General features: G+C 52.1%; 34 protein-coding genes and 1 pseudogene. 33 read left to right on the top strand and 2 right to left on the bottom strand.

The window, feature by feature from the left end:
• The first annotated feature begins 168 nt into the window (after positions 1 to 168).
• The 12 genes from ACNSPV_RS07500 (at position 169) to mobQ (ending at position 11,371) form a co-directional block, all read left to right on the top strand.
• On the top strand, positions 169 to 774 hold the full coding sequence (locus ACNSPV_RS07500; protein WP_015533385.1) for an MptD family putative ECF transporter S component: 606 nt from the start codon (positions 169 to 171) through the stop codon (positions 772 to 774).
• Entirely contained in the window at positions 774 to 1,514 is a 741-nt protein-coding gene (locus tag ACNSPV_RS07495) for an energy-coupling factor transporter transmembrane component T (protein WP_050004278.1), read from the top strand. The genes ACNSPV_RS07500 and ACNSPV_RS07495 overlap by 1 nt, the downstream gene beginning before the upstream one ends.
• A complete protein-coding gene (locus tag ACNSPV_RS07490; RefSeq protein ID WP_050004279.1) occupies positions 1,514 to 3,007 on the top strand; it encodes an ABC transporter ATP-binding protein in 1,494 nt (497 codons plus the stop codon). The genes ACNSPV_RS07495 and ACNSPV_RS07490 overlap by 1 nt, the downstream gene beginning before the upstream one ends.
• Positions 2,997 to 3,650 (top strand): hypothetical protein, encoded by a 654-nt coding sequence (locus tag ACNSPV_RS07485; protein ID WP_348583848.1) that lies wholly within the window; start codon positions 2,997 to 2,999, stop codon positions 3,648 to 3,650. Before ACNSPV_RS07490 ends, ACNSPV_RS07485 begins: the two co-directional genes overlap by 11 nt.
• Positions 3,643 to 5,382 (top strand): ABC transporter ATP-binding protein, encoded by a 1,740-nt coding sequence (locus ACNSPV_RS07480; RefSeq protein WP_050004281.1) that lies wholly within the window; start codon positions 3,643 to 3,645, stop codon positions 5,380 to 5,382. Before ACNSPV_RS07485 ends, ACNSPV_RS07480 begins: the two co-directional genes overlap by 8 nt.
• On the top strand, positions 5,379 to 7,118 hold the full coding sequence (locus ACNSPV_RS07475; protein ID WP_024724762.1) for an ABC transporter ATP-binding protein: 1,740 nt from the start codon (positions 5,379 to 5,381) through the stop codon (positions 7,116 to 7,118). The genes ACNSPV_RS07480 and ACNSPV_RS07475 overlap by 4 nt, the downstream gene beginning before the upstream one ends.
• Complete coding sequence (locus ACNSPV_RS07470; RefSeq protein ID WP_024724761.1) at positions 7,118 to 7,501, top strand: metal-dependent transcriptional regulator; 384 nt, start codon at positions 7,118 to 7,120, stop codon at positions 7,499 to 7,501. The genes ACNSPV_RS07475 and ACNSPV_RS07470 overlap by 1 nt, the downstream gene beginning before the upstream one ends.
• A gap of 477 nt (positions 7,502 to 7,978) precedes the next feature.
• On the top strand, positions 7,979 to 8,392 hold the full coding sequence (locus ACNSPV_RS07465; RefSeq protein ID WP_007860240.1) for an RNA polymerase sigma factor: 414 nt from the start codon (positions 7,979 to 7,981) through the stop codon (positions 8,390 to 8,392).
• A gap of 103 nt (positions 8,393 to 8,495) precedes the next feature.
• Positions 8,496 to 8,948 (top strand): RNA polymerase subunit sigma-24, encoded by a 453-nt coding sequence (locus tag ACNSPV_RS07460; RefSeq protein WP_050004283.1) that lies wholly within the window; start codon positions 8,496 to 8,498, stop codon positions 8,946 to 8,948.
• Between the two features lie 10 nt (positions 8,949 to 8,958).
• On the top strand, positions 8,959 to 9,420 hold the full coding sequence (locus tag ACNSPV_RS07455) for an RNA polymerase sigma factor (RefSeq protein WP_009296689.1): 462 nt from the start codon (positions 8,959 to 8,961) through the stop codon (positions 9,418 to 9,420).
• A 28-nt stretch (positions 9,421 to 9,448) separates the two neighbouring features.
• The gene (locus ACNSPV_RS07450) at positions 9,449 to 9,739 is read left to right on the top strand and encodes a DUF3847 domain-containing protein (protein WP_050004284.1); all 291 of its coding nucleotides are present in this window, start codon (positions 9,449 to 9,451) and stop codon (positions 9,737 to 9,739) included.
• Positions 9,740 to 9,925: 186 nt separating this feature from the next.
• Positions 9,926 to 11,371, top strand: a complete 1,446-nt coding sequence (gene mobQ, locus ACNSPV_RS07445) for a MobQ family relaxase (RefSeq protein ID WP_348583853.1) — start codon at positions 9,926 to 9,928, stop codon at positions 11,369 to 11,371.
• 77 nt (positions 11,372 to 11,448) lie between these two features.
• On the opposite strand, the gene ACNSPV_RS07440 is transcribed toward mobQ, so the two are convergent.
• Both ACNSPV_RS07440 and ACNSPV_RS07435 read right to left on the bottom strand, forming a co-directional pair.
• Positions 11,449 to 11,739, bottom strand: coding sequence for a type II toxin-antitoxin system YafQ family toxin (locus ACNSPV_RS07440; RefSeq protein WP_002596328.1), 291 nt, complete (start codon positions 11,737 to 11,739; stop codon positions 11,449 to 11,451).
• Positions 11,736 to 12,014 carry a type II toxin-antitoxin system RelB/DinJ family antitoxin gene (locus ACNSPV_RS07435; protein WP_005924829.1) on the bottom strand — a complete coding sequence of 93 codons (279 nt, stop codon included), beginning with the start codon at positions 12,012 to 12,014 and terminating at the stop codon, positions 11,736 to 11,738. Before ACNSPV_RS07435 ends, ACNSPV_RS07440 begins: the two co-directional genes overlap by 4 nt.
• A gap of 126 nt (positions 12,015 to 12,140) precedes the next feature.
• Between ACNSPV_RS07435 and ACNSPV_RS07430 the strand changes: the two genes are divergently transcribed.
• From ACNSPV_RS07430 to ACNSPV_RS07330, 21 genes and pseudogenes are all read left to right on the top strand, one after another.
• Complete coding sequence (locus ACNSPV_RS07430; protein WP_118209249.1) at positions 12,141 to 12,539, top strand: cysteine-rich VLP domain-containing protein; 399 nt, start codon at positions 12,141 to 12,143, stop codon at positions 12,537 to 12,539.
• Positions 12,540 to 12,652: 113 nt separating this feature from the next.
• The gene (locus tag ACNSPV_RS07425; RefSeq protein ID WP_348583857.1) at positions 12,653 to 13,387 is read left to right on the top strand and encodes a phage replisome organizer N-terminal domain-containing protein; all 735 of its coding nucleotides are present in this window, start codon (positions 12,653 to 12,655) and stop codon (positions 13,385 to 13,387) included.
• Positions 13,384 to 14,247 carry an ATP-binding protein gene (locus tag ACNSPV_RS07420; protein ID WP_348583859.1) on the top strand — a complete coding sequence of 288 codons (864 nt, stop codon included), beginning with the start codon at positions 13,384 to 13,386 and terminating at the stop codon, positions 14,245 to 14,247. The genes ACNSPV_RS07425 and ACNSPV_RS07420 overlap by 4 nt, the downstream gene beginning before the upstream one ends.
• Before the next feature lie 43 nt (positions 14,248 to 14,290).
• Complete coding sequence (locus tag ACNSPV_RS07415) at positions 14,291 to 14,485, top strand: transposon-encoded TnpW family protein (protein ID WP_348583861.1); 195 nt, start codon at positions 14,291 to 14,293, stop codon at positions 14,483 to 14,485.
• A 77-nt stretch (positions 14,486 to 14,562) separates the two neighbouring features.
• A complete protein-coding gene (locus ACNSPV_RS07410; RefSeq protein WP_050004289.1) occupies positions 14,563 to 14,928 on the top strand; it encodes a hypothetical protein in 366 nt (121 codons plus the stop codon).
• 75 nt (positions 14,929 to 15,003) lie between these two features.
• A pseudogene (locus ACNSPV_RS07405) lies at positions 15,004 to 15,891 on the top strand (VirD4-like conjugal transfer protein, CD1115 family); the annotation flags it as partial.
• Positions 15,892 to 15,980: 89 nt separating this feature from the next.
• A complete protein-coding gene (locus ACNSPV_RS07400) occupies positions 15,981 to 16,196 on the top strand; it encodes a Maff2 family mobile element protein (RefSeq protein ID WP_016306504.1) in 216 nt (71 codons plus the stop codon).
• A gap of 41 nt (positions 16,197 to 16,237) precedes the next feature.
• The gene (locus ACNSPV_RS07395) at positions 16,238 to 17,104 is read left to right on the top strand and encodes a VirB6/TrbL-like conjugal transfer protein, CD1112 family (RefSeq protein ID WP_270477438.1); all 867 of its coding nucleotides are present in this window, start codon (positions 16,238 to 16,240) and stop codon (positions 17,102 to 17,104) included.
• A gap of 42 nt (positions 17,105 to 17,146) precedes the next feature.
• Positions 17,147 to 17,788 carry a septation protein SpoVG family protein gene (locus ACNSPV_RS07390; RefSeq protein WP_158573025.1) on the top strand — a complete coding sequence of 214 codons (642 nt, stop codon included), beginning with the start codon at positions 17,147 to 17,149 and terminating at the stop codon, positions 17,786 to 17,788.
• Between the two features lie 42 nt (positions 17,789 to 17,830).
• Positions 17,831 to 18,451 (top strand): DUF7007 domain-containing protein, encoded by a 621-nt coding sequence (locus ACNSPV_RS07385; RefSeq protein WP_227358979.1) that lies wholly within the window; start codon positions 17,831 to 17,833, stop codon positions 18,449 to 18,451.
• Positions 18,452 to 18,495: 44 nt separating this feature from the next.
• Positions 18,496 to 18,882 (top strand): PrgI family protein, encoded by a 387-nt coding sequence (locus tag ACNSPV_RS07380; RefSeq protein WP_003500106.1) that lies wholly within the window; start codon positions 18,496 to 18,498, stop codon positions 18,880 to 18,882.
• Positions 18,800 to 21,229: a VirB4-like conjugal transfer ATPase, CD1110 family gene (locus ACNSPV_RS07375; RefSeq protein ID WP_412311819.1), complete on the top strand. Its 2,430-nt coding sequence runs from the start codon at positions 18,800 to 18,802 to the stop codon at positions 21,227 to 21,229. The genes ACNSPV_RS07380 and ACNSPV_RS07375 overlap by 83 nt, the downstream gene beginning before the upstream one ends.
• A 279-nt stretch (positions 21,230 to 21,508) precedes the next feature.
• Complete coding sequence (locus ACNSPV_RS07370; RefSeq protein ID WP_348583868.1) at positions 21,509 to 23,176, top strand: CD1108 family mobile element protein; 1,668 nt, start codon at positions 21,509 to 21,511, stop codon at positions 23,174 to 23,176.
• A 22-nt stretch (positions 23,177 to 23,198) separates the two neighbouring features.
• Positions 23,199 to 23,465, top strand: a complete 267-nt coding sequence (locus tag ACNSPV_RS07365) for a DUF4315 family protein (protein ID WP_005927622.1) — start codon at positions 23,199 to 23,201, stop codon at positions 23,463 to 23,465.
• On the top strand, positions 23,452 to 24,099 hold the full coding sequence (locus ACNSPV_RS07360) for a DUF4366 domain-containing protein (RefSeq protein ID WP_270477444.1): 648 nt from the start codon (positions 23,452 to 23,454) through the stop codon (positions 24,097 to 24,099). The genes ACNSPV_RS07365 and ACNSPV_RS07360 overlap by 14 nt, the downstream gene beginning before the upstream one ends.
• Entirely contained in the window at positions 24,096 to 24,293 is a 198-nt protein-coding gene (locus ACNSPV_RS07355) for a hypothetical protein (protein WP_005927616.1), read from the top strand. The genes ACNSPV_RS07360 and ACNSPV_RS07355 overlap by 4 nt, the downstream gene beginning before the upstream one ends.
• A complete protein-coding gene (locus ACNSPV_RS07350; RefSeq protein WP_270477446.1) occupies positions 24,294 to 24,695 on the top strand; it encodes a cysteine-rich VLP protein in 402 nt (133 codons plus the stop codon). It abuts the gene before it with no gap.
• A 99-nt stretch (positions 24,696 to 24,794) separates the two neighbouring features.
• Positions 24,795 to 25,418, top strand: a complete 624-nt coding sequence (locus tag ACNSPV_RS07345; RefSeq protein WP_418268262.1) for a hypothetical protein — start codon at positions 24,795 to 24,797, stop codon at positions 25,416 to 25,418.
• Between the two features lie 12 nt (positions 25,419 to 25,430).
• On the top strand, positions 25,431 to 25,613 hold the full coding sequence (locus ACNSPV_RS07340) for a DUF4316 domain-containing protein (protein WP_003500078.1): 183 nt from the start codon (positions 25,431 to 25,433) through the stop codon (positions 25,611 to 25,613).
• Entirely contained in the window at positions 25,613 to 25,954 is a 342-nt protein-coding gene (locus ACNSPV_RS07335; RefSeq protein WP_012741672.1) for a plasmid mobilization protein, read from the top strand. Before ACNSPV_RS07340 ends, ACNSPV_RS07335 begins: the two co-directional genes overlap by 1 nt.
• A 175-nt stretch (positions 25,955 to 26,129) precedes the next feature.
• Positions 26,130 to 26,420, top strand: a complete 291-nt coding sequence (locus ACNSPV_RS07330; RefSeq protein WP_009901657.1) for a CD1845 family protein — start codon at positions 26,130 to 26,132, stop codon at positions 26,418 to 26,420.
• The last annotated feature ends 69 nt before the right edge of the window (positions 26,421 to 26,489 follow it).

Raw genomic sequence — 26,489 nt, 5'->3', positions numbered from 1 at the left:
TTAACTCCTGTTTTGACCTTTTTTGCCGGATTTGACACCCAAAAAATCACTGAGTAGAATGACATTACTGGCTGGTTAGCTGACTCTAATCACAGCAATTCTATCACGATTTTGTGCGTAGGTCAATGAGGCTTCTGCCAGCAAATAATAAATAGGAGGACGTTGAAAATGTCTAATTCACAACAAATGAAAAAAGGGCTGTCTGTGCGTGATTTGATTACCACCGGCATCCTTGCTGCTTTGTACATGGTATGCGCCATGATTGGCGAGGCTATCTTTGGGTTCTTCCCTGTACTGACTTTCCTTTGCCCGCTGTCTATTGCGCTGCTGTGCGGCCCGGTTTATATGCTGATACTGGCGAAGGTGCCGAAGCATGGCCCAATCATTGTCACCGGTATTTTGGTAGGAGGTGTACTGTTCGTACTCGGTATGTACTGGTCTATGTGTTTGGCATATTGTATTCTCGGCGTTGTGGCCGATCTGCTGGCCGGTTCCGGGAACTTTAGAAACAAAGGGCGTAACCTGTTGTCCTACATGATTTTTGTTCTCAGCCCAGTTTTCTCCTACGGTATGCTTTGGTTTGACCGCGACGCCTATGTGCAATATTTGGTAGAAAAGGGAACAGAACAGACCTATATGGACACAATGGTTTCAACCGCGCAAAACTGGATGCTCCCGGCAATGATTATCGGCGTGTTGATCTGTGCTGCTATCAGCGGTCTTGTAGGCCAGAAACTATTGAAAAAGCATTTTGAAAAGGCCGGAGTAGTGTAATGGAGATGCAACTGCAAACAAAAGACACACTTGCCACATTACATTTAGACCCTCGCACAAAACTATATCTGTTGATCGTCGGAAATGTTGCGTTGTTCCTTGCGCCCTCTTTACTCTATGAGATTGCGCTGGTTGTATGCGTTGTGATTCTCGGCATCCTTGTAGGAGCAAAGCGGTTTACGGTAAGAATGGCTGCTGTCTATGCGGGAATGGTTGTTCTGCATATCATTGGAACAAATTATTTGACAGGGACTTTGCAGATTGCGATTGTAACATTTACCGTATTTATCCGTAAAATCTTTCCTTGTGCCATGCTCGGAGGTATTTTAGTCAGCACGACAAGGGTAAATGAATTTATGGCGGCCATGAACCGTATTCATATGCCAAAAGCAATGGTTATTCCTCTGACGGTCATGCTCCGCTATTTTCCTATGGTGCATGAGGATTGGGGCTATATCAGCGACGCCATGCGGATGCGCGATGTAGCTCCAACCGTCAAAAGTCTGCTGACCCATCCGGCCCGAACAGTGGAATGTATCTATGTTCCGATGATGATGTCAGCACTGAAAGTGGCGGATGAATTGTCGGCGGCGGCTGTTACAAGGGGGCTGGAAAATCCGAAGCCCCGAACCTGCTTGCAGGAAATCCACTTTAGTGTTGCGGATGCCGTATGCTTTATCCTGTTCACTTTGTTTATGTCAGTGTCAATCTGGCTGAAATTGAAAGGGGGTGCAGGCTAATGATCCGTTTTGACAAGGTTTCTTTTACCTATCAGGAATCATTACAAAATGGCGGACTGCGCGATGTTGATTTGACAATCAACAAAGGCGAGTGTGTGCTGTTGTGTGGGCGAAGCGGCTGTGGGAAGACCACATTGACCCGTCTTGTGAATGGCCTGATTCCATACTTTTATCCGGGAGAAGTCACCGGAACAACCTATGTTGACGGTAAAAATATACAGGATTATCCCATATATGAAGTGTCCGAGTATGTGGGGTCTGTATTCCAAAATCCACGCTCTCAATTTTTTAATGTAGATACAGACAGTGAAATCTCCTTTGGAATGGAAAATCTGACTTATCCAAGGGAAAAAATGAAAGAACGCATTTCAAAGACAGTTGCGGATTTAGATATAGCACATCTGACGGGGAGAAGCATATTTGAATTGTCTGGCGGCGAAAAACAAAAGGTGGCGTTTGCGTCCATCTATGCTATGTCTCCGAGTATTTACTTGTTAGATGAACCATCGTCCAATCTGGATATGGATGCTATTGAGGATTTGCGGCGTACACTTGAACTCCTAAAGAAACAAGGCAAGACCATTCTAATTGCAGAACATAGGATTTATTATCTGAGGGAATTAGTTGACCGCATTGCGTATATGGAAAACGGGGCTATATCTGCTGTGTTTTCTCCAAGCCAGTTTCTTTCTATTCCTGAAGAACAGCGGCATAGTATGGGACTTCGCGCTTTAGATTTGTCAAAGGTACAGCCAAGGGCCTTTGCTGAAAATTCTCAAAAGCCGATTTTGGAAGTCAGGAACTTATCCTTGTTCTATAAGAAAAAACTGGTTCTGGACGATTTGAATTTGAGTGCGGCACCGGGAGAAATCATAGGAATTATCGGCCATAACGGAGCCGGGAAATCTACATTTTCCAGAACACTATGCGGCCTGCACACAAACTGTACGGGACAAATTCTTTGGGATGGTAAAGAACTGAACGCAAAGAGCCGGTTAAAACGCTCCTATATGGTGATGCAGGACGTAAGCTATCAGTTATTTGCCGATACATTGGAAAAGGAATGTGTATTTGGAATTAAGCATCCTGATCTGGATGCAGCAAAACAGGCAATGGAACGGCTGGGTATTTATGAGTACCGTACTCATCATCCCAATACACTTTCCGGGGGGCAGAAGCAGCGTGCAGCCGTGGCGGTCAGTATGGTATGCCGTAAGGATGTTTTAATTTTTGATGAACCAACTAGCGGACTTGATTATGACAGCATGATTCAGGTTGCGGGGTTATTTCAAACGCTTTCCAAAATGGGAAAGGTAATTTTTGTTGTAACCCATGATTACGAATTTTTAGCGGCAGCCTGTACAAGAGTGATTCATTTAGATAACGGAAAACAGCAGGAAGATTACCCACTTTCCCCCGACAATCTGCATCGACTACATGATTTTTTCTTGCGGTCAGAAAGGAGGCAGAACCTTGAGGAGAATGGAAAATGACCTCCTGTTCTTCCATGAGCTGATTGGTAACTGTTCCGTTGAAAAGGATTCAAAGATATATACAATTTCTCCCAAATTTGGGAAAGGCACCATGCAGAGCTTTGAAGTGATGCCTGGTGCTGAAATTGTTTATAGCAATGTTCATATCACAACTCCAATTCAAAAAAATATCCAATGTATAGATCGTTTTATTGAAGTCACCTATTGCTTTCATGGGCGAGTGAATATGCTGTTCAGCGACCAGCCGGAGAAGATTATGAGCGACCATTATATTTCTGTTTTCAATGGTGCAAGCCACCTGAAAAGCTGTGATTTTGGAGAAGAACCTTTTGTTGGTGTTTCAGTGGTGGCTTATCTGCCGCAGATCATAAACAGCCTGAATATCATGCTGGGGACAATCGCGTTTGACGAGGACATGGATTTTCAAGGACTTTTTACAGCGGGCGGATGCTTTATAGCACCCGCAACAAAAAGTGTGGAGCATATTTTTACCGAACTGCTCTTGCTGCCGGAACAGTACCGCAATTACCTTATGCGTATTAAAGTCATGGAACTATTGCTATACCTGGTTGGCAAAATGGAGTATCGGACAGATTTTGGAATTTCACTATTCCGCAAGGAGGAGATGAATTGTAATGAGTGATGTAAAAGCCCTGTTTGGACTAATTGATAAGAGAAATAAGCGCCGCCTGATTGGTGCGGTGATCTGTTGCGTCCTGTCTGTTTTGTGCGGCATCCTGCCCTATTTAGGCGTTTGGGGTATTGTGACCTGTTTCCTGGATGAACGGACAGAGAACCTTTTTCAATATGTGTGCCTGATTGCCGCAGCAATCATTTTGAAACATCTGCTGTTTGGAACCGGCACAAAAATCTCTCACAAGGTAGCCTACCAGACATTGGGGGAAACCCGTAAAAAGCTGTTCCGTAAAATTGCCCGCTTACCAATGGGCTATGTGAAAACAACGGCATCCGGGCAGGTCAAAACGATCATTATGGACAATATGGAACAGTTGGAGACATTTTACGCCCATAACATTCCAGAGATTATTTCCGGCCTCGCTGTACCGCTGTGTATGGAAATCCTGCTGGTGATATTGGACATCAGGGTAGCCGGTATCATGCTGATTCCGGTCGTTCTGTTTATTCTTGTCGGTATTCTTATGATTATCGTTCAGATGAAAAAAATGGACGAATTTAATCAGGCGTTTGCCGATGTCAGCGTTAAGACGGTGGAATATGTCAACGGTATGAAAGAACTGAAGATATTTGCTGCCGACGAATCCACTTATGGCCGCCTGTCAGAAAGCATCCGCACTTACAGCACCGTTGTAACAGAGTGGTTCCAAAGCTGCTTGAAATATGTTGCTTTCAATCATACCGACTTAAACAGCAACCTTGTGTTCCTGTTTCCGCTTGCCGGTTTGATGTACCTCTCCGGCAGCGTGACAGCGGCCAGCTATATTATGTATCTGTTTATGGGGCTTGCCATGCTGATTCCGTTGGAAACTGTTTCTAATAACTTTGATTATATCGGCATGAACGCCTCTGTTGCAAAAAAGATAGACGAAATTCTGAAGCTGGATGAAATGGCGGATACGACCTCAAAGGCAGAACTTGCCGACCACACGATTGCGTTTGAACACGTTACATTTTCCTATGGGGAAGAACAGCCGGTATTAAAAGATGTCTCATTTACTGTTCCTGACGGAAAAGTAACGGCGCTCGCCGGTGTTTCCGGCAGCGGCAAAAGTACAGCGGCCAGCCTGATCTGCCGGTTTTGGGATATAACCGAGGGACAGATTTGTATGGGCGGCGTACCGCTGAACCAGATTCCGCTATCCGATCTGATGTCCCAGATTTCCTTTGTGACCCAGAATACGTTCCTGTTCAAAAAGAGCATCCGGGATAACATTATGATGGGAAACCCAGAGGCCACGGAGGAAGAAATGATGCAGGCAGCCAAGGATGCCGTATGTCACGACTTTATTATGCGGCTTCCAAAGGGCTATGACACAGTGATAGACAAGGAAACCAAGTTGAGCGGCGGTGAAAAACAGAGAATCACATTGGCAAGGGCGATTCTGAAAAATGCGCCGGTCGTGATTCTTGACGAGGCAACGGCTTACATTGATGCCGACAATGAAGATTTACTGCAAAAGGCGCTAGCTAAATTATCAGAGGGAAAAACCGTACTTGTAATAGCGCACCGTCTTTCCAGTATCAAGGAAGCTGATTCGATTGTGGTTCTGGAACAGGGCAAAGTGATTGACTGCGGCACACATGATGAATTGATAAACCGTTGCTCCCCGTATCAGGATATGTGGGCGGCCTTTGAACAATCCGATCAATGGAAAATGGGAGGTGTAAACGCATGATTGCTATGATAAGGAAATTCTTAGACCTTGCAGGCGAGCGCAAAAAGCAGCTTTATCTTGCGTGGCTGTTTCAGGCGTTGACCTCAATTTGTGAGGGCGCGATATATTTCATGCTGTTCCTTGCGATAAAAGATATTTTGGGCGGCTCGTTTACAAAGGAAAAACTGATGCAGTATAGCCTTATGTTTCTGGTCTATACTGTCCTGCATTTTGTTTTTTATTACTTTACGATTGCAAAACAGCGCCCGGTATCTTATGCCATGATGCGGGATGAACGTCTTTCGATTGCGGCGAAAATCAAACAGTTTCCGCTCTACTACTTTACAAAAGACAAGATCAGCCAGCTTACATCTTTGTTTACAACTGATTTAAGTTTCGTGGAAATGAATATCATGGAGATTATTGCCGGTTTCGTTTCCAGCATGATCATGACGGTTGTATTTGCTCTGATGCTGCTTAGTGTGGACTGGCGTATGGCGCTTCTTCTGTTTGCGGGGATCATCCCCGGCTATATCCTCTACCAGCAGTTTCAAAAGAGCATGGTTCAACTGGGAGAGCAGAAGAAAAATACGCAGGTGGCAATGATTGATTCCACGCTGGAATATGTACAGGGCATGGAAACGATCAAGGCATACCGGCTGGAGCAATCTGGTAAGCTCGTGGAGAAGCAGGTGAACGGATATTGCACGGCTTCTGACCGTTATGAAGCGACGCTGACGAATTGGAGCATGGGTTATAAAATCTGCCTGAATCTGGGCCTGTTTTTGAGTTTGGGTGTTGGCATTGCAATGGTTCGTTCTGGTTCATTAGCCCCGGCAACCTATTTGTTTTTTGCAATCATGGGTATTATTTTTTACCGTCCGCTGGAAGCTCTGATGGGTTCCTTTGCCATGATGAATCTTGCAAACGCATCGTTGGATAATATAGCAGAAATCAACAACCTGCCGACCGAAAATGAAAAACAGGGAACTACACAGTTTGCAGATACACAAGCCGATGTACGGTTTGAAAATGTATCGTTTAGCTATGATGGAAAGCGTGACGCAGTTAGTCATGTAAGTTTTTCAGCTAAACCCGGAACGATCACTGCATTGGTGGGTCCTTCTGGAAGCGGCAAATCCACTCTCCTTAATTTAATTCCGGGATTCGTGACGCCGAAAAACGGGCGGATTCTGTTGAATTGGAAAGATGCGGCAACATTAAAGCATAGTGATCTGGTGCGTCATGTGAGTGTCGTTTTTCAGGAAGTATATCTTTTTCAGGATACCATGATGAATAATATCCGAATGGGAAACCAGAGCGCAACGGACGAGCAGGTGGTAGAGGCGGCAAAAAAGGCTCACTGTCACGAATTTATAGAAAAGCTCCCACAGGGCTATCAAACGGTTATCAGCGAGGGCGGCGCAAGCCTTTCCGGTGGAGAGCGTCAGCGCGTCGCTATTGCGAGGGCAATTTTGAAAGATTCCCCGATCATTCTTTTAGATGAGGCGCTGTCCAGTCTGGATGCCGAAAATGCCGTAGCAATACAGAAGGGCATAGAAGAAATGATTAAGGGCAAGACGGTGTTCCTTGTATCACACACTTTGTCCTATATCCAAAATTCAGATCAGATACTTGTCCTATCTGACGGCATATTGCAAGGCTGTGGGAAACATGAAGAACTGTTGCAGACCGTGCCGCTTTATCAAACTATGTGGGAAAAAGAGAAATCTATTAAAAACTGGAAGCTGGCATAATGAGCAGCAAGAACAAACTTCATGCGTCCGGGGAGGACTACCTGGAAACCATCCTTGTTCTCCAAAAGAAACGCGGTATGGTACGCTCCGTAGATGTGGCCCGGCACATGGAGGTGTCAAAGCCCAGCGTGTGCCATGCAGTGGCTATCTTGCGGGACGGCGGCTTTCTCACTATGGACGAAGATCACTTTCTCCATCTGACCGATGTAGGCCGCGAGGTAGCCGAAAAAATCTACGAGCGTCACTGCTTCTTTACCGAGCAGCTTATCGCCGCAGGCGTTGACCCCAGGACTGCGGAGGCTGACGCCTGCCGGATTGAACACATCATCAGCGATGAGAGCTTTTCACGGCTGAAAGAGGCAGCCGAACAGGAACAAACCTAAACCAAATAAGACAAGCGATCCTGCCCCGCAAGACGGGGAAAGAAAAAAACCGTTGCAGGGCAGGCAGCTTCGTGCGCCCATAATGGATTTTCCGGGTACTGCGGCGGTTTTGAGTAACATCAAGGCCGCCGTTCCTTATGCCCTCAACAAAGGAGTGACGACTACACGCTGACACGGCGGCTTTAGGAGGGAACCGCCATGAAGCACATTGACCGCCGACAAATTCAGACGATATTTCACTACCGTCAAAAAAAGCCCAGTCAACGAACAGGCCCCGTCTGGTAGCCGGTGCGAAAATTGTCATTCTGTAAGTGAATATTGGAGTTTTTGCGCTCGAATAGCTTTTTGCTGTCCGGGCGCTTTTTTGTCCCTATGGAGCCGGAACATCGGGCCAGCATGGCCCGAACCCTGGCCCCAGTGCCGCGCCCCGCCGCCTCATTCAGATTTACCCAAAAAATCTGAATGGAGGAAAGGCAGATGGAAGTTACCATCAATTATAACGGACAAGCTGTAGCCGTGGAGGTTACGCTGGAAGTCTATGAATTTCTTGACCGGGCCGATCATAAAACGGAGAACCTCTTCCATGAACAGCGGCGGCATTGGGATGGCCGGGAGTTTGACGAGTACATCATTACTACCGAGGGTGTAGGGGTCTACGGCGAAACGCCGGAGGAATACCTTTGCCGCATGGAAACGCTGCATGAGCTGATGGCTGTTCTGGATACCTGTACCGAGGCCCAGCGCCGCCGGTTCCTGCTCTATGCGCTTGACGGGCTGAGCCTTGCAGAGATCGGTGTACTGTGCGGCTGCTCCAAAGTGGCTGTTTATCAAAGTGTGGAGGCGGTCAGAAAAAAATTTATAAATTTCTTTGAGAACAGGCTTAACGAATGACCTGTTTTCTGGCTACCAAGTGAAAGGGATCATTTCCCTTATCTCAGCGAGGGGCGGACAGCGGACGAGCTGTCCGCCTCTCCGATTTTCAGGAGGTAAGCCTATGAAAACAATCAATCTGCGGTGGATGTATCCCCACTACCGGCATGACGAGTTTGTGGATGTTACGGACGAAGTATGGGCAGCGATGTATCAGGCCAAGCGGGAGATGGAGAACTATGAGCGTCGGAAAGTCTACCACCGCGCCTACTACTCTCTGGACGCATACAGCTGGCTGGAAAATTACGCACTGGAACACAGCAGATCGCCGGAAGATATTTTGCTGGAACGAGAAGAAATGACCACCCGCCTATACCTGATTGCAGCTCTGCCGGTGGCTCTGGCTCATGCCACTCCGACACAGGCCCGCCGTGTTCACGCCTACTACATTGCCGGTATCAAGCAGCCAGAAATCGCCCGGAGAGAGGGCATCCACAGCAGCAAGGTCAGCGTTGCCATCCGTCGAGGTCTGCGGAATATGCGCAGCTGCTATGATGACCTTTTTCAAACAGAGTGAGGGCGTGCCTATGCAGACCATCAATCTCAAACAATATTATCCATTTTGCAAAGAGGACATTTTTGTGGAGGTGTCCGATGAGATCGTCGAAGCGTTTCTTCTGGACAAGAGAGCCGAGGCCGCCAGAGATCGCAAGATGTTCCGGTATAAGGCGTTTTATTCCCTCGATTGTAACGATGGAATCGAAAATGCCGCCATCGGCTGGGCGCAGCCATCGCCGGAGGACTACCTGATAGAAAAAGAAGAATTAGCCGAATACGAAGAACTGATACGGCGATTGTACGAAGCCATTTCCTCCCTGCCGCCTATGCAGGCTCGCCGTGTCCACGCCCGCTATATGCTGGGTATGAAAGTGAAAGATATTGCCGCAATGGAGGGTATCACGCCATCACAGGCGGGAAAATCCATCCATGCCGCACTGCGGAGGCTGCGCCGGTACTTTGCTCGACAGAAATGGACGGTCAATCTATGAGTATTTTCAAAGAAAAGAGGTGCCTGACATGAACGAAAAAATTACAGCCCACCCCCAAAAAGAAGAACGGGAGAAAGTCCTGAAGGAGATTCGGCAGCTTGAAAACCGAAAGAAGATTTTGGAGAACAAGCAGCGGAACGAAGAACGCAGGGTTCGCACCCGCCGCCTGATTGAGCGCGGGGCCATTTTGGAGGGCATTTTCCCTCTGGCCCTCGACCTTCCCGGCGTAGAGGTCAAGGCGTTCCTGATTGCCCTGTCCCATCTTCCGGGGGCTGTGGAATTGACTGCAAACCTGCCAAAATCCGGGGACACGCCATAAGTCCCTTGTTTACAAGGGCGCACTTATACACCGTTGCCGGTGCTGTGCGCCCTGCCGGGGGCGTTGCGTACTTCGTTCGCGATGGGGCGCTACACTCCCCAAACCCCTTGTGCGCTCTGCGCAGCCAGACACCCGCTTTGCGTTTGTCCGGCTCCACAGAGCCTGTTATCCCCTCACTGAAAGGAGGTGTTCCCCATAGATTTCTGTCATATCCCCGTCAGTATCATCAAGCGCAGCGCGGGCCGTTCTGCCGTTGCCGCAGCTGCTTACCGCAGCGGAACCAAGCTGACAAATGAATGGGACGGCATGACCCACGACTACACCCGGAAAGGCGGCATTGTTCATGCGGAGATCATGCTGCCCGCCCACGCCCCGCCAGAGTTTGCAGACCGATCCACCCTCTGGAACAGTGTGGAGCAGATCGAGAAAGCCAGGGACAGCCAGCTTGCCCGTGAGATCGAGGCAGCTCTGCCCCGTGAACTGTCCGGTGAACAGCAGCTTGCCCTTGTGCGCGCCTATGTGAAGGACAACTTTGTAGACAAAGGAATGTGTGCTGACTTTGCTATCCATGACAAGGGAACCGGCAACCCTCATGTCCATATCATGCTGACGCTCCGGCCTTTGAAAGAAAATGGACAGTGGGGCGCAAAGTGCCGCAAGGCATACGATCTGGACGAGAATGGACAGCGTATCCCGGATGGGAAAGGCGGTTGGAAAAATCACAGAGAGGATACGACCGACTGGAACGATAAAGAAAATGTGGAGATTTGGCGGGCAGCGTGGGCGGCCTGCACCAACCGGGCATTGGATGCCGCCGGTCATCCCGCCCTGGTAAACCACCGCAGCTACAAGCGACAGGGAATTGATAAAATTCCCTCTGTCCATCTGGGGCCAGCCGCCAGCCAAATGGAAAAGCGCGGTATCCGCACCGACAAGGGAGAAGTAAACCGGCAGATCGCCGCCGACAACAAGCTGCTGAAAGAAATCAAAGCCCGCATTACCCGTCTTTATCGCTGGTCGAAAGCCGAAACGGAAAAACCACAAACACAGCAAAGCAGCTTGACCGCCTTGTGGGAGGCCCAGCAGCAGTTGGACGCTCCCCGCACCCGCACCGGCAAAATCCGGGCTTTGCAGGAAAGCGCTGCACTATTCAGCTTTTTGCAGGCAAACGGCATCCAGTCTATGCAGCAGCTTCATGAAAAAATCGCTGATATGAACAGCCGTTACTATGACCTGCGGGGAAAGATCGTCAAGGCCGAGCGCCGGATCGCCACCCTTACCGAGCGCGGGGAGATGTGGGAACAGTACAACCAGTACAAGTCCATCCACAAGCAGCTTGCCAAAGTAAAGCCGGAAAAACGGGAACAGTTTGAACAGCGCCACAGCCGGGAACTGATTCTGTATGACACAGCGGCCCGGTATCTGAAAGAACTGAAAGACAGCGGCGAGGCAATCACCCCAAAGGCATGGCAGCTGGAAATTGACCAGCTGGCCGCTGGAAAGCAGACGGACACGCTTGCCATGAAATCCATGCGGGAGGATTTGAAAGCAGTGGAACGGCTCCGCAAAACCGCCGAGCAGCTGTCCAGACAGGAACGGGACAAGTCTCACGACCGGGAGCCGGAGCGGTAAGGGCTACCGCGTTTCACGACATACTTTTGCACACAGAAAAACCGCCGTACAGGTTTCCCCATACGGCGGCAGACTGTTTATTTGCCGAACAAGTCGCTGTGTGTGCCGGTGCGGGCCAGCGTCAGCACCAGAACATCATCCTCTATGCGATAGACAAGCAGCCAGTCCGGGAGAATATGACATTCCCGATGGCCTGCCCAATCGCCGGACAGGTCATGGTCACGGTTCTTATCTGGCAGCGGTTCGCCCATCGCCAGCAACGCTACGACCTGCTCCAGCAGCTCGATCTTCAAGCCACGCTTGATGGCTCGTTTGTAGTCCTTTTTGAAACTGGTCGTGTACTTGACGGTATATTTGGTTTCTTTCATCTTTTCAGGTCAGCAAACAACTCGTCAAGGTCATTGTAGCCCTTTACAGACGGGTCTTTTGCAATCCTTTCCGCTTCCAGCATGGCAGCAACCGTTTCTTTGTTCGGCTGTTCCAGCCTTACTTCAAAGGGAATGCCGCCTTCACGAAGCGACTGGCGCACAAAGATGTTAAACGCCGTAGTCAGGTTCATGCCAAGTTCAGTAAACAGTGCGTCCGCCTGTGCTTTCAAATCTGCGTCCATGCGGATACTGATGTTTGTGGTATTTCCAGCCATACGATCAACCCCTTTCTGCTGGCAATTATAGTATATGCCATTTGCACGAAGAAAACAATACTTTGCACGAATATTTAACAATAAATTCATTCAAGGAGGTTACCTGCTTTGTGAGAGAAATCATTTATAAAGAACGACAAGACTGAACCTATCCCCGTCATGGATTACCGCCAGTACCGCAGAGCGCGGAGGCTGGTGCATGAGTGCTGCAACTACATCGACGGAAATTGTATCGCCCTGGACGATGGGGAGGAATGTGTCTGTGTCCAGTCTATTTCCTACTCCCTGTTGTGCAGGTGGTTTCGGACGGCGGTATTGCCGCAGGATAAGGAACTGGAAACGGCGCTGTTCCACCGGCTGAATGCGAAGAAATGCGCCGTATGCGGGGCGCTGTTTACCCCCGGTTCTAACAGGGCCAAATACTGCCCGGAATGTTCCACTCGCATGAAGCGGATCAACGCCGCAAAGCGCAAGCGGAAACAACGGGAGAAATGTCACGCTTTAGGGGCTGAAAAACCCTTGTAAATCAAGGATTTTTTCGAGGGTGTCAAAGGCAGGCTGATAGATTTATCCTCCGACCCCTAAAACGGCCTTAAAATGCGTACAGAATCCCAAGAGAAACCCCAAGGAGGAACCCTATGTCAGACAACCGAAAATATTATTACCTGAAACTCAAAGAAAACTATTTTGACGATGATTCCATCGTGCTGCTGGAAAGTATGCAGGATGGTGTGCTGTATTCCAACATTCTGCTCAAGCTGTATCTGAAATCGCTGAAACATGGTGGACGGCTTCAACTTGACGAGGACATTCCTTACACGGCGCAGATGATCGCCACCATTACCCGCCAGCAGATCGGCACTGTGGAGAGAGCCTTGCAGATCTTTTTGAAGCTGGGTCTTGTGGAGGTGCTGGACAGCGGCACATTCTACATGAGCAACATCGAACTTTTAATCGGCCAGTCCTCTACCGAGGCCGAGCGAAAGCGGGCTGCAAGGATTCAAAATAAGGCTCTTTCTGCGCCCCGGACAAACGGCGGACATTTGTCCGACATTCGTCCACCAGAGATAGAGATAGAGTTAGAGAAAGAGATAGAGATAAAGAGAGAGATAGAGAAGGGACGCTTCGCCCGCGCCTATGGCCGTTACCAGAATGTTTTCCTGACGGACGAGGAACTGGCAGACTTACAGGCCAGTTTTCCCACTGTATGGGGCCAGTACATCGAAAAGCTGTCCGAATACATGGCCTCTACCGGTAAGCGGTATCAGAGTCATGCCGCCACCATCCGGCGCTGGGCCGGTGAGGACGCGAAAAAGGCGGCCCCGCCCACCCGCAACCGGGATTACAGCGTAAAGGAGGATGAAACTGTATGATTGAGATTACCGCAGAAATCCGGGCGCTGATCGACAAGGCAGCTGCCGGTATGGAATTGGCCGGGGACGAGTATATAGACCCGTCAGACGGTCTCATCCACTGTAAGAAATGCGGCGGCCAGAGGCAGACCGTTGTGCCATGCTTCGGGAAATCCGGCTACTTTATGCCGCGCTGCATCTGCCAGTGCCAGCGGGAGGCTGAGGAGCAACGCAAGGCTGCTGAAGAACGGCAGCGCCGCATGGAGCGTATCAAACGCCGAAAGGCACAGGGCTTGCAAGACCGTTATCTGTATGACTACACATTTTCCAATGATAACGGGCAAAACCCATTGATGGACAAGGCTCATGCCTATGTGGAGAACTGGAAAGAAGCATATAAGAGCAATATCGGGCTTTTGCTGTTTGGAGATGTGGGAACCGGCAAATCTTTTTTCGCCGGATGTATCGCCAATGCTCTACTTGACCGGGATGTGCCTGTGCTGATGACGAACTTTCCCACCATCCTGAACCGCCTGACAGGGATGTTCTCCGAAGACAGGGCCGACTTTATCGCCAGCTTTGACGAATACGACCTGCTTATCATTGACGATTTGGGTGTGGAGCGCAGTACCGAATATGCTATGGAGCAGATGTTTTTCGTCATCGACAGCCGCTACCGCAGCCGCAGGCCCATGATTATCACAACAAACTTGAAACTGTCTGAGCTGAAAAACCCGCCTGATCTGGCCCACGCCCGTATCTATGACCGTATTCTGGAACGGTGTGCGCCGCTTCTTTTTGACGGGAAGAATTTCCGGGAAGAAAATGCCGGTGCTACCCGACAGACAGCAAAAGACATTGTAAACAGTAAGCAAGACTGATTTTTTACCGGGCGGCACAGCCCCGTTCGGAGAAAGGAGCGCCATGAACAGAGAACCCCGTACTATGCAGGTGGCAGACGCCGTTACTGCGTCCAGAGCGCCGGAAAACACGCCAGCGATGGTAAAGAAAATCGGCAAGACAACCTACAAGGTTCATGTCCATTTCAGCCAGACCAGCACAGAAACCATGAGCGATAAAATCAAGCGTATGCTCAAAAATGAAATTCAGCAGATGTGACAGACTGATAAACGAAGCCGCCTTGTGCTAAACTGATAATGGTACGCACCAAAATTTTTGTCAAGGAGGACACGAAAATGCTTTACACAGAAAAAGAGAAGCATGAAATTGAACGAGTAAAGGAGGTCTTTGCGGAACATCTGCGGCAAAGCCCTGATTTTGAACTGCTCTGGTCGGACAAGGTAGGCTATGTCTGGCTGGCGATTGGCGTCAATCCGCTTTATGTGGATACTGGCATTAGGATAGAATCAGCTGCTGATCTCTGCGGCAGGTGTTTGGATGATGTTGCTACGGATGTTTTATATATGACAGGCAACGATCATGCACTGGAGAAAGCCGATCCGCTGGAATTGGCGGAAATCAAGCGGCGCTGGGAGCCATATATCAACCAGCTGCCAGACTATGCGTATCTCTGCAAAGACTTGCTGAACGGAAAAATGTAATCTGTCAAACGAGGTGTCAGGAGCCATACGGTGCTTCTGGCACCTTTTTTGTGAATTTGATTAAAAAGTCCTTGACAATTTGTCTCTGGCAAGACAGCCAAAAGCATTTTGATTTCCTGCGGTGCAAGACTGGCTCCCTTTGATATTCCCCAGCTTCGGGAGATTATGTCTTATGACGAGCTGGAGCTGGATAAGCTGGGGGATGAAAAATCGGCTCTGTTCTTCCTTATCAGCGACACGGACACCACCTACAACTTTTTGGTTGCCCTCGCTTTTTCGCAGATGTTCAACCTTCTGTGTGAACGGGCTGACAACACCTATGGCGGGCGTCTGCCCTACCATGTGCGGGTGCTGTGGGACGAGGCTGCCAACACCGGGCAGGTGCCGGGGCTGGAAAAGATCGTGGCCGTCATCCGCTCCCGTGAGATCAGCCTGACGCTTTTTTATCAGGCAATGAGCCAGTGCAAGGCATTGTACAAAGACCATTCCGAAACCATCATGGGCAACATGGACAGTATCGTATTCCTCGGAGGCCGGGAGGCTTCCACCCTAAAGGATATTTCGGAAAACTGGCTGGGCAAGGCCACCATCTCTATGCAGACCGAGGGCCGAAGCCGTGGACAGTCTGAAAGTTACAGCCAGAATATGCAGCGGCTTGGCCGGGAGCTGATGACCACCAGCGAGATCACCACCATGCCCGGGGATAAATGTATCTTGCAGCTTCGGGGGCTCCCGCCCTTCCTGTCCCCGAAGTATGACTTGAAAAAGCACCCGAATTACAAGTACACAGCCGAATTTGATAAAAAGAAAAACGCCTTCCGCTTGGAAAGCCTGTTCCGCCACCGGCCATTGAGACTAAAGCCGGAGGACGAATACACGGTGTACGAAGTGGACGGCTCCGACACGGACGAAGAAGCTGACCTGTTGAATTTCGATGATCTGGACAGCGACGAGTTTGTGTAACTTCGGGCCATGTTGACCCGAAGCGCCGCCGATGTGGGCGGCTTTTTTTGTACCCAAAATCATCAAACAAACAAAATGGAGGAACGTATATGGAATTTTTCAATCAGGCAATCGACATTCTCAAAATTCTGGTCATGGCTCTTGGCGCCGGTCTGGCGGTATGGGGCGTCATCAACCTTCTGGAAGGTTACGGGTCGGACAACCCTGCGGCAAAAAGCCAGGGCATTAAGCAGCTGATGGCGGGCGGCGGTGTCGTTCTGATCGGTCTTCAGCTTATCCCTCTGCTGTCCGGCCTGTTCAGCTAAATGTCACCCGTTGTCCCTTTTTCCAGAAAAGGAGCTGATGTATGGACTTTATCATCGACGCAATCGTTGAATGGCTGAAAGGTCTGCTCGTCGATGGTATCATGGGAAATCTGGATGGCCTTTTCGATAACGTCAATCAGAGCGTTGGCGAGATCGCCACACAGGTAGGCACGACCCCGGCGGACTGGAACGCCGGGGTCTTTTCCATGATACGACAGATCTCTGAAACTGCCATCCTGCCAATCGCCGGGGTCATCCTCACTTTTGTAATGACTTATGAGCTGATACAGATGCTCATAGAACGCAACAACCTCCATGAAGTTGACACATGGATATTTTTTAAGTGGGTGTTCAAAACCTTTGTGGCTGTGATGATCCTGACGAATACCTTCAATATCGTGCTGGCGGTCTTTGATGTGAGCCAGCATGTGATCCAGCAGTCAGCGGGCATTATCCAGAACGGGACAGAAATCACGCCGGATGTGCTTGACAGTCTGCGGACAGAGCTTGAAGCGATGGAGTTAGGCCCTCTGTTCGGACTCTGGCTACAATCCTTCCTGATCCAGCTTACCATGATTGCCTTAAACATCGTGATCTTCGTCATCGTATATGGCCGTATGATTGAAATTTATTTACTCACAAGTTTAGCGCCTATCCCGTTTGCCACCGTCCCCAACAGGGAAACCGGACACATGGGGCAGAACTATTTCCGCTCCCTCTTTGCGGTGGGCTTTCAAGGTCTGTTGATCTTAGTCTGTGTTGCCATCTATGCGGTGCTGATCCAGAGTATCGCCGCCGACGGCGACCCCATCGGGGCGATCTGGGGATGCGTGGGATATACGGTGTTGCTGTGTTTTACCCTGTTCAAAACGGGCAGCCTTGCAAAATCCATCTTCGGCTGCCATTAAGAGACTTCGGGCCATGCTGACCCGAAGCGGAAAGGAGGCGGTATGCCCCGGCGTTACAAACAGGGTGCGGACGGACAGCCGCACCCGGCTTTCTACGGAAAGCTCCCCGAAGAATTTTCTAAAGCAGACACCATGCGCTTTATGGTGGAAACCGATCTGAAACTGTCCGGGTGCGTATCGGCGGACACGCTGGCGGCACTCCGGGCGGAAGGCTATGACTACAAGGACGGGAACCTTGTTCCCGCCGGAAAGGAGAAATCCATGCAGGAAAAAACTGCGGGCGGAACACCAGCCGCCCCTATAAAGCTGGATGTAAGCGTGCGGGTCATCGAACCTGTGAAAAATCTCATGGGCTTTGCCAGCGTGAAATTCAATGACTGCTTTGTGGTGGAAAATCTGAAAATCGTACAGGGCAGCAAGGGCCTCTTTCTTGGGATGCCCAGCCAGCCGGACGGCAAAGGCGGCTATCGGGATATGGCCTACCCTGTCACAAAGGAGTTCCGGGAACAGCTCAATACTGCTGTTCTGCAAGCCTATGAGGCAAAGTTGGAACAGATGGCGGAGCGCGGCTCTGTGGGGCGTGCGTCCATCAGCGACCAACTCAAAGCCGGAAAAGCGGCTGCCGAACAGGCAAAGGCAGAGCGGCCTCCGAAGGAAAAGCCCAGCCGCAGTGCAGAGCGTTGACCTCGGGCCATGCTGGCACGAAGCAGAAAGGAGGCGGGAACCATGCCACGCAAACGGACGGGCTATGACGCGGCCTGCTATTACGACGGAAAACTGCTGGGCCGCTGTACCAAAGCGGACAGCGACGCCTATACCCTGTTGATGAACGCCTGCGGCGGGGAGGCCGCCCGTGTCCTGCGGGAATATGCCTATTTTTCCCCGGAACTGAAAGCCATCTTAGAAAAGGCAGCGCTCATGCAGGCAGACCGGAGCCGGACGGGCGGAATGTTCCATGCGCCGAAAAGCTCCCCGTGGGGCGAGGTGCAGAATTGTGAAACCCTCTGTCCGGGGGTGTTTCTGGTATCTACCGCCAGCCATGGCGGAACGATGGTGGCAAATGAGGTAGCCGCCGTCCTCTCCCCAGCAGCGAAAAAGTGCGGCTTCAAGGACAAGGGCTATATTTGCTATGAGGAGGACGCACAGGAAAGCGTAGTGCTCCGGGAGCTGCTGGACAAAAAGCTGTGGAAAATCCCTGACCGCATTAAGGACAAAGGACAGTTTGAAGAAAAACTCAATCAGTCCATCCGGCAGTATCACCCCGAATACTGGCGGGCAAGGCAGAGCGGACGAGAGGCCGCCGAAGCTGCCCGCAGCACAGCCCCGGCCAAAGAGGCCGCAAGATAACCTCGGGCCATACTGGCCCGAAGCAATAAAGGAGGTGTAACAAAATGGCCTATGTGCCAGTACCAAAAGACCTTTCCAAAATCAAGACAAAGCTGGCCTTCAACCTAACGAAGCGCCAGCTTGTTTGTTTTTCCAGCGCGGCGGCGGTGGGCCTCCCGGCTTACCTGTTTTCCCGTGGCAGTATCGGGAACAGTGCCGCCATGTTCCTGATGATCGGCCTCATGCTCCCGTTCTTCTTTCTGGCTATGTATGAGCGGGACGGCCTGCCGCTGGAAAAAGTGCTGAAAAACATCATCCGCACCCGGTTCCTCTATCCCCGGGTGCGGCCTTACAAAACCGAAAACTTCTATGCGCTGCTTAGCGCCAGAAAGGAGGCGCAGCCGATTGCGAAACAGCAGAAGGGCCGGAAAGCCCGCAGGCAGAAAGCCTGAAAAACAGGGCCTTACCGGCCTGTTCACGAAAGGAAAGAATATTCCCACCACCGCCCAGCAGACCCTCCCTTACCGGGAAATGTACCGGGACGGGGTGTGCCGGGTAGCGGACCGCTATTACACCAAAACCATTGAATACGAGGACATCAACTACCAGCTCGCACAGTCCGAAGATCAGGCGGCCATCTTTGACGGGTGGAGCGCCTGCCTTAACTACTTTGACAGCAGCCTTCCGTTCCAGCTTTCCTTCCTCAACCACCGGAGCCGCCCGGGCAGCCGGTACAGCGTGAACATCCCCATGCAGGACGATGATTACAACAGCGTCCGGTGTGAGTATGTGGAAATGCTGGAAAACCAGATCGCCAAAAGCAACAACGGCATTGTCCGCACAAAGCTCCTGACCTTCGGCGTGAATGTGGACGACCTTTCCACCGCCAGGGCAAGGCTGGAACGTGTAGAGGCGGACATTTGCGGGAACTTCAAAAAGCTGGGCGTCAAGTGCCGTTCCCTTTCGGGGCTGGAACGGCTGGAGCTTCTTCACGGGCAGCTCCACCCCGGCAGCGGCTCCCCCTTCCGGTTTTCATGGGATATGATCCCCAAAACCGGGCTTTCCACCAAAGACTTTATCGCCCCGGACAGTTTCGATTTTCGTTTCAGCCGTCTGTTCCGGGTGGGGACGACTTGGGGCGCTGCCTCCTACTTGCAGATTTTGGCCTCAGAGCTCTCGGACAAGCTGCTGGCGGAGCTTTTGGAAATGGATGCGGAAATGACCATCACCCTCCATATCCAGACCGTCGATCAGGCCGCTGCCGTAAAATCTATCAAGGCCAAAGTCTCCGACATTGACAAGATGAAGGTGGAGGAACAAAAGAAGGCAGCCCGGTCAGGGTACGACATGGACATACTTCCGCCCGACCTTGTAACGTACAGCAACGACGCAAAGACCCTTCTGGAAGATTTACAGAGCCGGAATGAAAGAATGTTCCTGCTGACCTTCCTTGTGGTAAACATGGCCCCGACCCGCCGGGAGCTGGACAATGACCTGTTCACGGTGTCGGGTATCGTCCAGAAATACAACTGCACCTTGAAGCGGCTGGACTTCCAGCAGGAGGACGGTTTTCTTTCCAGCCTTCCGCTGGGTCATAACGGCATTGAGATCAAGCGCGGCATGACGACCAGTTCCACGGCCATTTTCGTTCCCTTTATGACGCAGGAGCTCCGCATGGATGGCGAAGCCGTCTATTACGGGCTCAACGCCCTTTCCCATAACGTCATCATGGCAAACCGGAAAAAGCTCAAAAACCCCAACGGCCTGTTCCTCGGTGTGCCGGGCTCCGGTAAATCCTTCGCCGCAAAGCGGGAGCTTGTGAACGTGTTCCTTGCCACAAAAGACCGCATTATCGTGGTGGACCCGATGGGCGAATACTCGCCCCTTATCAGGCGGCTGGGCGGACAGGTCATCGAGATCGCACCGGACAGCCCCCACCACATCAATCCGATGGACATTGATTTGAGCTTTGACGAGGAAAACCCGATGGCACTGAAAGCCGACTTTATCCTGTCGCTGATGGAGCTGATCGTCGGCGGCAAGGACGGCTTGCAGCCGGTGGAGCGTACCGTCATTGACCGCTGTGTGCGCCAGATGTACCGGGAACACTTGCAGGACCCGGAAACAAGCAAAATGCCGACCCTCCAAACCCTGTATGACCTGCTCTGTTCCCAGCCGGAGGGCGAGGCGGTGCGGCTGGCGACGGCCCTTGAAATTTATGTGTCGGGCTCCCTTAACGTGTTCAACCATGAAACCAATGTGGACTTAAACCGCCGTCTGGTATGCCTTGACTTAAAAAAGCTGGGGGCCGGGCTTCGGACGATTGCCATGCTCATTATGCAGGACTTGGTAAACTCGCAGGTGTCCATGAATTTCCTCCGCGGTATCGCCACATGGTGTTACTTTGACGAATTTCATGTGCTGCTCCGTGACCGTCTGACGGCAAGCTATTGTGTGGCGATCTGGAAAATGCTGCGAAAAAAAGGGTGCGTTCCGAGTGCTTTAACGCAGAATGTAAAGGATTTTCTGGCAAGCCCGGAGATCGAGAACATCTTTGAAAACTCGGACTTCCTTGTGCTACTCTCGCAGGCACAGGGGGACCGGCAGATTTTAGCCAAACAGCTTGGGATCAGCCCCCACCAGCTTTCCTATGTGACCCATACCAATTCCGGCGAAGGGCTGCTGTTCTTCGGGAATACCACCATCCCGTTTGTTGACCGCTTCCCGCAGAATACCGAGCTGTACGCCATTATGACCACCCGCCCGGAGGACAAAAAACAGGAAATGAACCGGGCGTAACACACTTCGGGCCATGATGGCCCGAGGTTTGGAAAGGAGGGATACATTATCGGAAAGAAACCGGACAAACGGAATTTTCAAAGGCCGGGGCCGACGGAGGATACCGGGGACAATCGCCCCGGACCGGCAGAACGGGAAGGACCTTCCCCCGCACCGTCCCGACGTCTGCGGTTTGAGGACGAGGATGCCGGGCAGGACAGTCCTTCGGGCCATGATGGCCCGAAGTCCAAAAGCGGCAAGTTTCAAGAGGACAGCCGCAAAAGCCGTCCCTCTGACCGCATGAGGCAGGAGGATGAAGCGAGCAGGCCGCAGGATACCGGCAGGGCACAGGAGCCGGAGGGCTCCGCCGAGAAGGCCGGGAGTAAAAAGGACAAGTACCAGAAGGCGCAGGCCAAAGCGGAGCGCGCCGGGGAAAAGCTGGGAAAGGCCCGGGAGAAGCTGGATAAGGTCGAGGCGAAACGGGCGGCGCAGAAGCCGCCGGGGCTTGCGAAGAAAGCTGTCCGGGGAGCCCGTACAGAAGCATGGTTCTATGTCCACAACAAGATCCACGAAGTTGAGCATGAAAATGTGGGTGTGGAAGGAGCCCATAAGTCGGAACTTGTGGCCGAGGCCGGAGCCCGGAAACTGACCCGGTATGCCAAACGCCGCTGGCGGGAGCACCCGACCCGGAAGGTGGCAAAATGGGAACGGAAGGACATAAAAGCCCGGGCCAATATGGATTTTCAGAAGATGGCCTCCGAGCACCCGGAGCTTGCCAGCAATCCGCTTTCCCGTGTGCAGCAGAAATGGAAACTGAAACGCCGGTATTCCAAAGAAGCAAAGGCGGCTGCAAAACAGGGCGCAAAGGCCGCAAAGAAAACCGCTGCCGCTTCGGGAACTGCGACCCGTCGGGCGGCGCAGTTTGTGACCCGTCATCCCGTGGCGGTGCTGGTCCTGCTCCTGCTGTTGCTGCTCTGTTTTCTTGTGTCGGCGGTAAGCTCCATCTTTCCCACGCTTGGCAGCGGCCTTGCCAATGCGTTATCCGGCACCTCCTACGCCTCGGAGGATACGGACCTGCTGGGCGTGGACGAGGACTACACGGCACTGGAAAACGAGCTGGCGCAGACGGTAGCGAACATCGAAAGCACCCATCCCGGCTATGACGAGTACCGCTATTCCGTGGACGAGATCGGCCATAACCCCTATGAGCTGGCGTCCTATCTCTCGGCAAAGTACCATGTGTATTTCCGGGAACAGGTGCAGGACGAACTGCGGGAGATCTTCGAGGCACAGTATGAGCTGACCTTGACGGAGAAAGTCGAGATACGCTACCGCACCGAAACCAGCACCGACCCGGAGACCGGGGAAACCACCACCGAGGAAGTCCCCTATGAGTATTACATTCTCAATGTGACCCTCACAAACAAGACGCTGCCCGCCGTGATCCTGCCGAGGCTTAACGAACAGCAGCGGGAAATCTACACCGTTATGCAGCAGCTCAAAGGCAACAAACCCTATCTGTGGGAAGGGATTTACAACGGCGGCGAAGATACCGGCCCCAGCTATGAGATACCCGGCGAGGCGCTGGATGACCCGGCTTTTGCGGCGCTCATGGAAGAAGCCACAAAGTACATCGGCTGGCCCTATGTGTGGGGCGGCTCCAGCCCGTCCACCTCCTTTGACTGTTCGGGCTTTGTCTGCTGGGTGTACACGGCCAGCGGCGTCCACAACCTGCCCCGTACCACGGCGCAGGGCATTTACAACCAGTGTGCTATCATTTCCCCCTCCGAGGCAAAGCCCGGCGATATTATCTTTTTCACGGGAACCTATGACAGCCCCGGCCCTGTGTCCCATGTGGGGATTTATGTGGGCGACGGGATGATGCTCCATTGTGGTTCGCCCATCCAATACGCAAACATCAATTCAAGCTACTGGCAGACACATTTCTATGCCTTCGGGCGTTTGTGAGCCAGAGGAAAGGAGTCCTTGCATGAACAAGATCGACAAGCTCGATAAGGAACTGGAAAAAGCCCGGGAGAAGGCTGCCGAGTGGCAGGCCAAAATCCGGGAGCTGGAAAAGCAGAAACAGGAGGAAGAAAACAGCCAGATCGTGCAGGCGGTGCGCTCCCTCAAACTGACGCCCGCCCAGCTTATGGCTTTTTTGAACGACCCCAAAAACAGCCTTACCGCTTCGGGCCATACTGACCCGAAGCCGGAGGCACCCGAAAAGGAGGACACAGCCCATGAAGAAAACTAAATTTCGCAGGCTGGCGGCGATGGCTGCCAGCCTTTTGTGTTGCCTGATCTTTACAGTCCCGGCTTATGCACAGAGCAGCGAGCCGCAGCCGGAGACAACGCCCGCCCCGGTGGAAACCGAAGCGGAGCCGGAAACCCAGAACCCCTTTACCCCGGACGGGACGGGAACCGTGGTGGACAACGCCACCGACGAGGATGGAAAGGAGTTCTACACCATCACCACAGCAGACGAGAGCGTGTTTTATCTGGTGATCGACAAACAGAAAACCAGCGAGAACGTCTATTTCCTCAATACCGTTACCACAGACGACCTTCTGCCTCTTGCTGAACAGGGCAAGGAACCGCCCAAAGAAGTGACCCCTGAGCCAGAGCCAAAGCCCACCGAACCGGTGGAGGAAGTACCGGAACCCAAGCCGGAGAAAAAGGACAGCCCCCTTCTCTCTCTGCTCCTGATCGGTGCGGTGGTGCTGGCCGGCGGTGGGATTGGTTACTATTTCAAGATTTACAAGCCGAAGCATGAGGCCCCGGATTTGGAAGATGATTACTGCGAATATGAGGACGGGGAGCTGGAGGAGATCGCAGAGGAACCCGAGGACGAAAATACCCCGCCGTGGGAGGAAGATACGGAGGAATGAGAATGAATTTTACAAGCAGCCCTTTTGAACGAATGATGAAGGAAGTACCGCACCCCGGCTGGGACAATGACGACCCTTGTAAGGGATGCCGTTATTACAAGGAGTGCAAAGGAAAGAAAAAACAGTGCCGGAAGAAGTTCCGGGCGCTGATCGTGGAGCCCCGCCCTTCGGGCCATCGTGGCCCGAAGTCTTAAATGGACGCCCGGGAGCTGACCCGTGACGAGAAGAAAAAAATCCGTTCTCTGGTCACGGGGATGTGCGCCAACTATGACCGGGAAAGCGGCCTGTGCCTTCCTCTTGACTGTGCCTGCTGTATGCTGCACAAGTGCTGGACAGGGGCGTACTGCCGTTATTTCCGTGAGGCTGTCCTGCCTCTTAACCCGGAGCTTCAAGCGTCGTTGACAACGGAAGGCATCTCCCCGGAGCTGCGAGCCTGTGCGGTCTGCGGAAAGGCGTTTTTGCCCGAGGGGCGTCAAGCCTACTGTTCCGACGCCTGCAAGGCCGAAGGGAACCGCCGAAAAAGCCGGGAACGCATGAGGAAAATGCGGAAGAAAAGGCCGGGCGGCTGTTACGATTTGCCGCCTCCAAAGGCTTGACATTCCGGGCTTTTTTGAGGGTGTTTCCGGGGTGGGAATATCTTATTACATTTCTCCCCGGTCTGCCCTCTTATTTCGTAACATCCAGCACTTCGGGTCATGTTAGCCCGAGGCACAGAAAGGAGGAATCTCTTGGAGACAGTACAAGGATATGTGATTTTGAAAGCTGCCACCTTTGAAACCGGACACGGCTTTGCGCTGGGGCATAATCCGGGAGCGCCGAGCCCCTTTGTGACCTGGCAGTTTACCGAGGGGGAAAACGGCCATCGGGATTACTACTGGGGTCGCTATGGAACCAGTCAGGCGTGGGCGCAGAGGGACTTTGACCGCCGGGTGGACGACTATCAGCAGCTTTACCATGCGGCGGTCAAGCATACCGAGCTCGGACCGGAGGGCGTTTACCGCTATTATTCCACCCAGCGGCCCGTGGACATAGGAACTTACCCGAAGCTGCCGGATAACCAGCCTCTTTCCATCGTCAACTACGACGATGACAGGCGGCGTCCTGTGGCAGACGGCAGTCTGATGGCATGGGGCGAACTGACCTACGCAAAGCCGCTGACCGAAAAGCAGATGGAGGATTATGAACTGAAACCAGCACCGGGCAATCCTGACCGGGTGCGCCCATCCATTACCGCCCGGCTCAAAGAAGGAACCAGAGGGCAGGAGCCCCCGAAGGAGCCCGGCCAGAAGCGGAGCCATAAAAACCATGAGGAACGATAAAGGAGGATCGCCATGCACGAAAAAGACAACTATCTGAAAACCGCCGAGCTCTCCACAGAGCAGAACTGCAACATGATCGACGGCGTACCCAACAACACGCCCATCCCACCCACGCCCCCGGAGCTGGACGCAAAACCGCTTGATAAGGTAAAGGAACCCAAAGAGCGCCGGAAAGGCCGGGAGCTGGAACGCTGATGGAGAACCGCAAGCGGAATGTCCATCTGCACGTCATGGTAACGCCGGACGAGCTGGCAGCCATCCATGAACGGATGGCTGAGGCGGGCATTTCCAACGCCGGGGCTTATGTACGGAAAATGGCTCTGAATGGGTATATCCTGCACATCGACCTTGCGCCCGTAAAAGAGCTGATCTCTCTGCAACGGCGCTGTTCTAACAATCTCAATCAGGTTGCCATACACGCACATACCTATGGCGTGTACCCGGAGGAAATCGACGGATTGAAGCGGGACTATGAAAAGCTGTGGGGCGAGGTGTCAAAGGTGTTGCGGGAGCTCTCCGAGCTGGTGGCAAAGTAAGACGAGGGCGGCAGGCTTCCGTTGCGGGGCTTGCCGCCCTGCTCTTTTTTTACCACTTCGGGCCAGTATGACCCGAAGGTTTGGGACAGGATTTACTAATCTTTCGCAACATTTATGTCCCCGGGCAGGCATGATAAAATAGAGGTAGGAAGGATAGATAAAGGAGGTTTTGAAGATGAAGATACTGCTGAAAATATTGGTTGCTCCCTTTGCTTTGGCGCTGTCCCTTCTGGCGGCTCTGCTGGTGTTCCTGTTTGATATTTGTGCCGTCCTGCTGACGATTGCCTCTGTGATCCTGGCGGTGCTGGGTGTCGCTCTCTTTTTCACGCCGACGCCCATAGGCGGGATTGTATTTCTGTTTCTTGCCTTCCTTCTTTCGCCGTATGGACTGCAAGCGGCGGCGGGCTCCCTTCTTTGGGCGCTGGACGGAGGCAAATCCGCTCTGTACCGGTTTCTGGCAAGTTAAGCAGCCTCGGGCCATACTGGCCCGAAGTCGGGGCGGTCGGAATGGGCCGCCCCTTTCTCATGGAAAGGA

Origin of the sequence: Faecalibacterium sp. 3 (genome assembly GCF_048323735.1) — a bacterium.
GTDB classification, from domain to species: Bacteria; Bacillota; Clostridia; order Oscillospirales; family Ruminococcaceae; genus Faecalibacterium; species Faecalibacterium wellingii.
The sequence above is the reverse complement of the archived record's forward strand: the minus strand, read 5'-3'. Positions and strand labels throughout refer to the sequence as shown.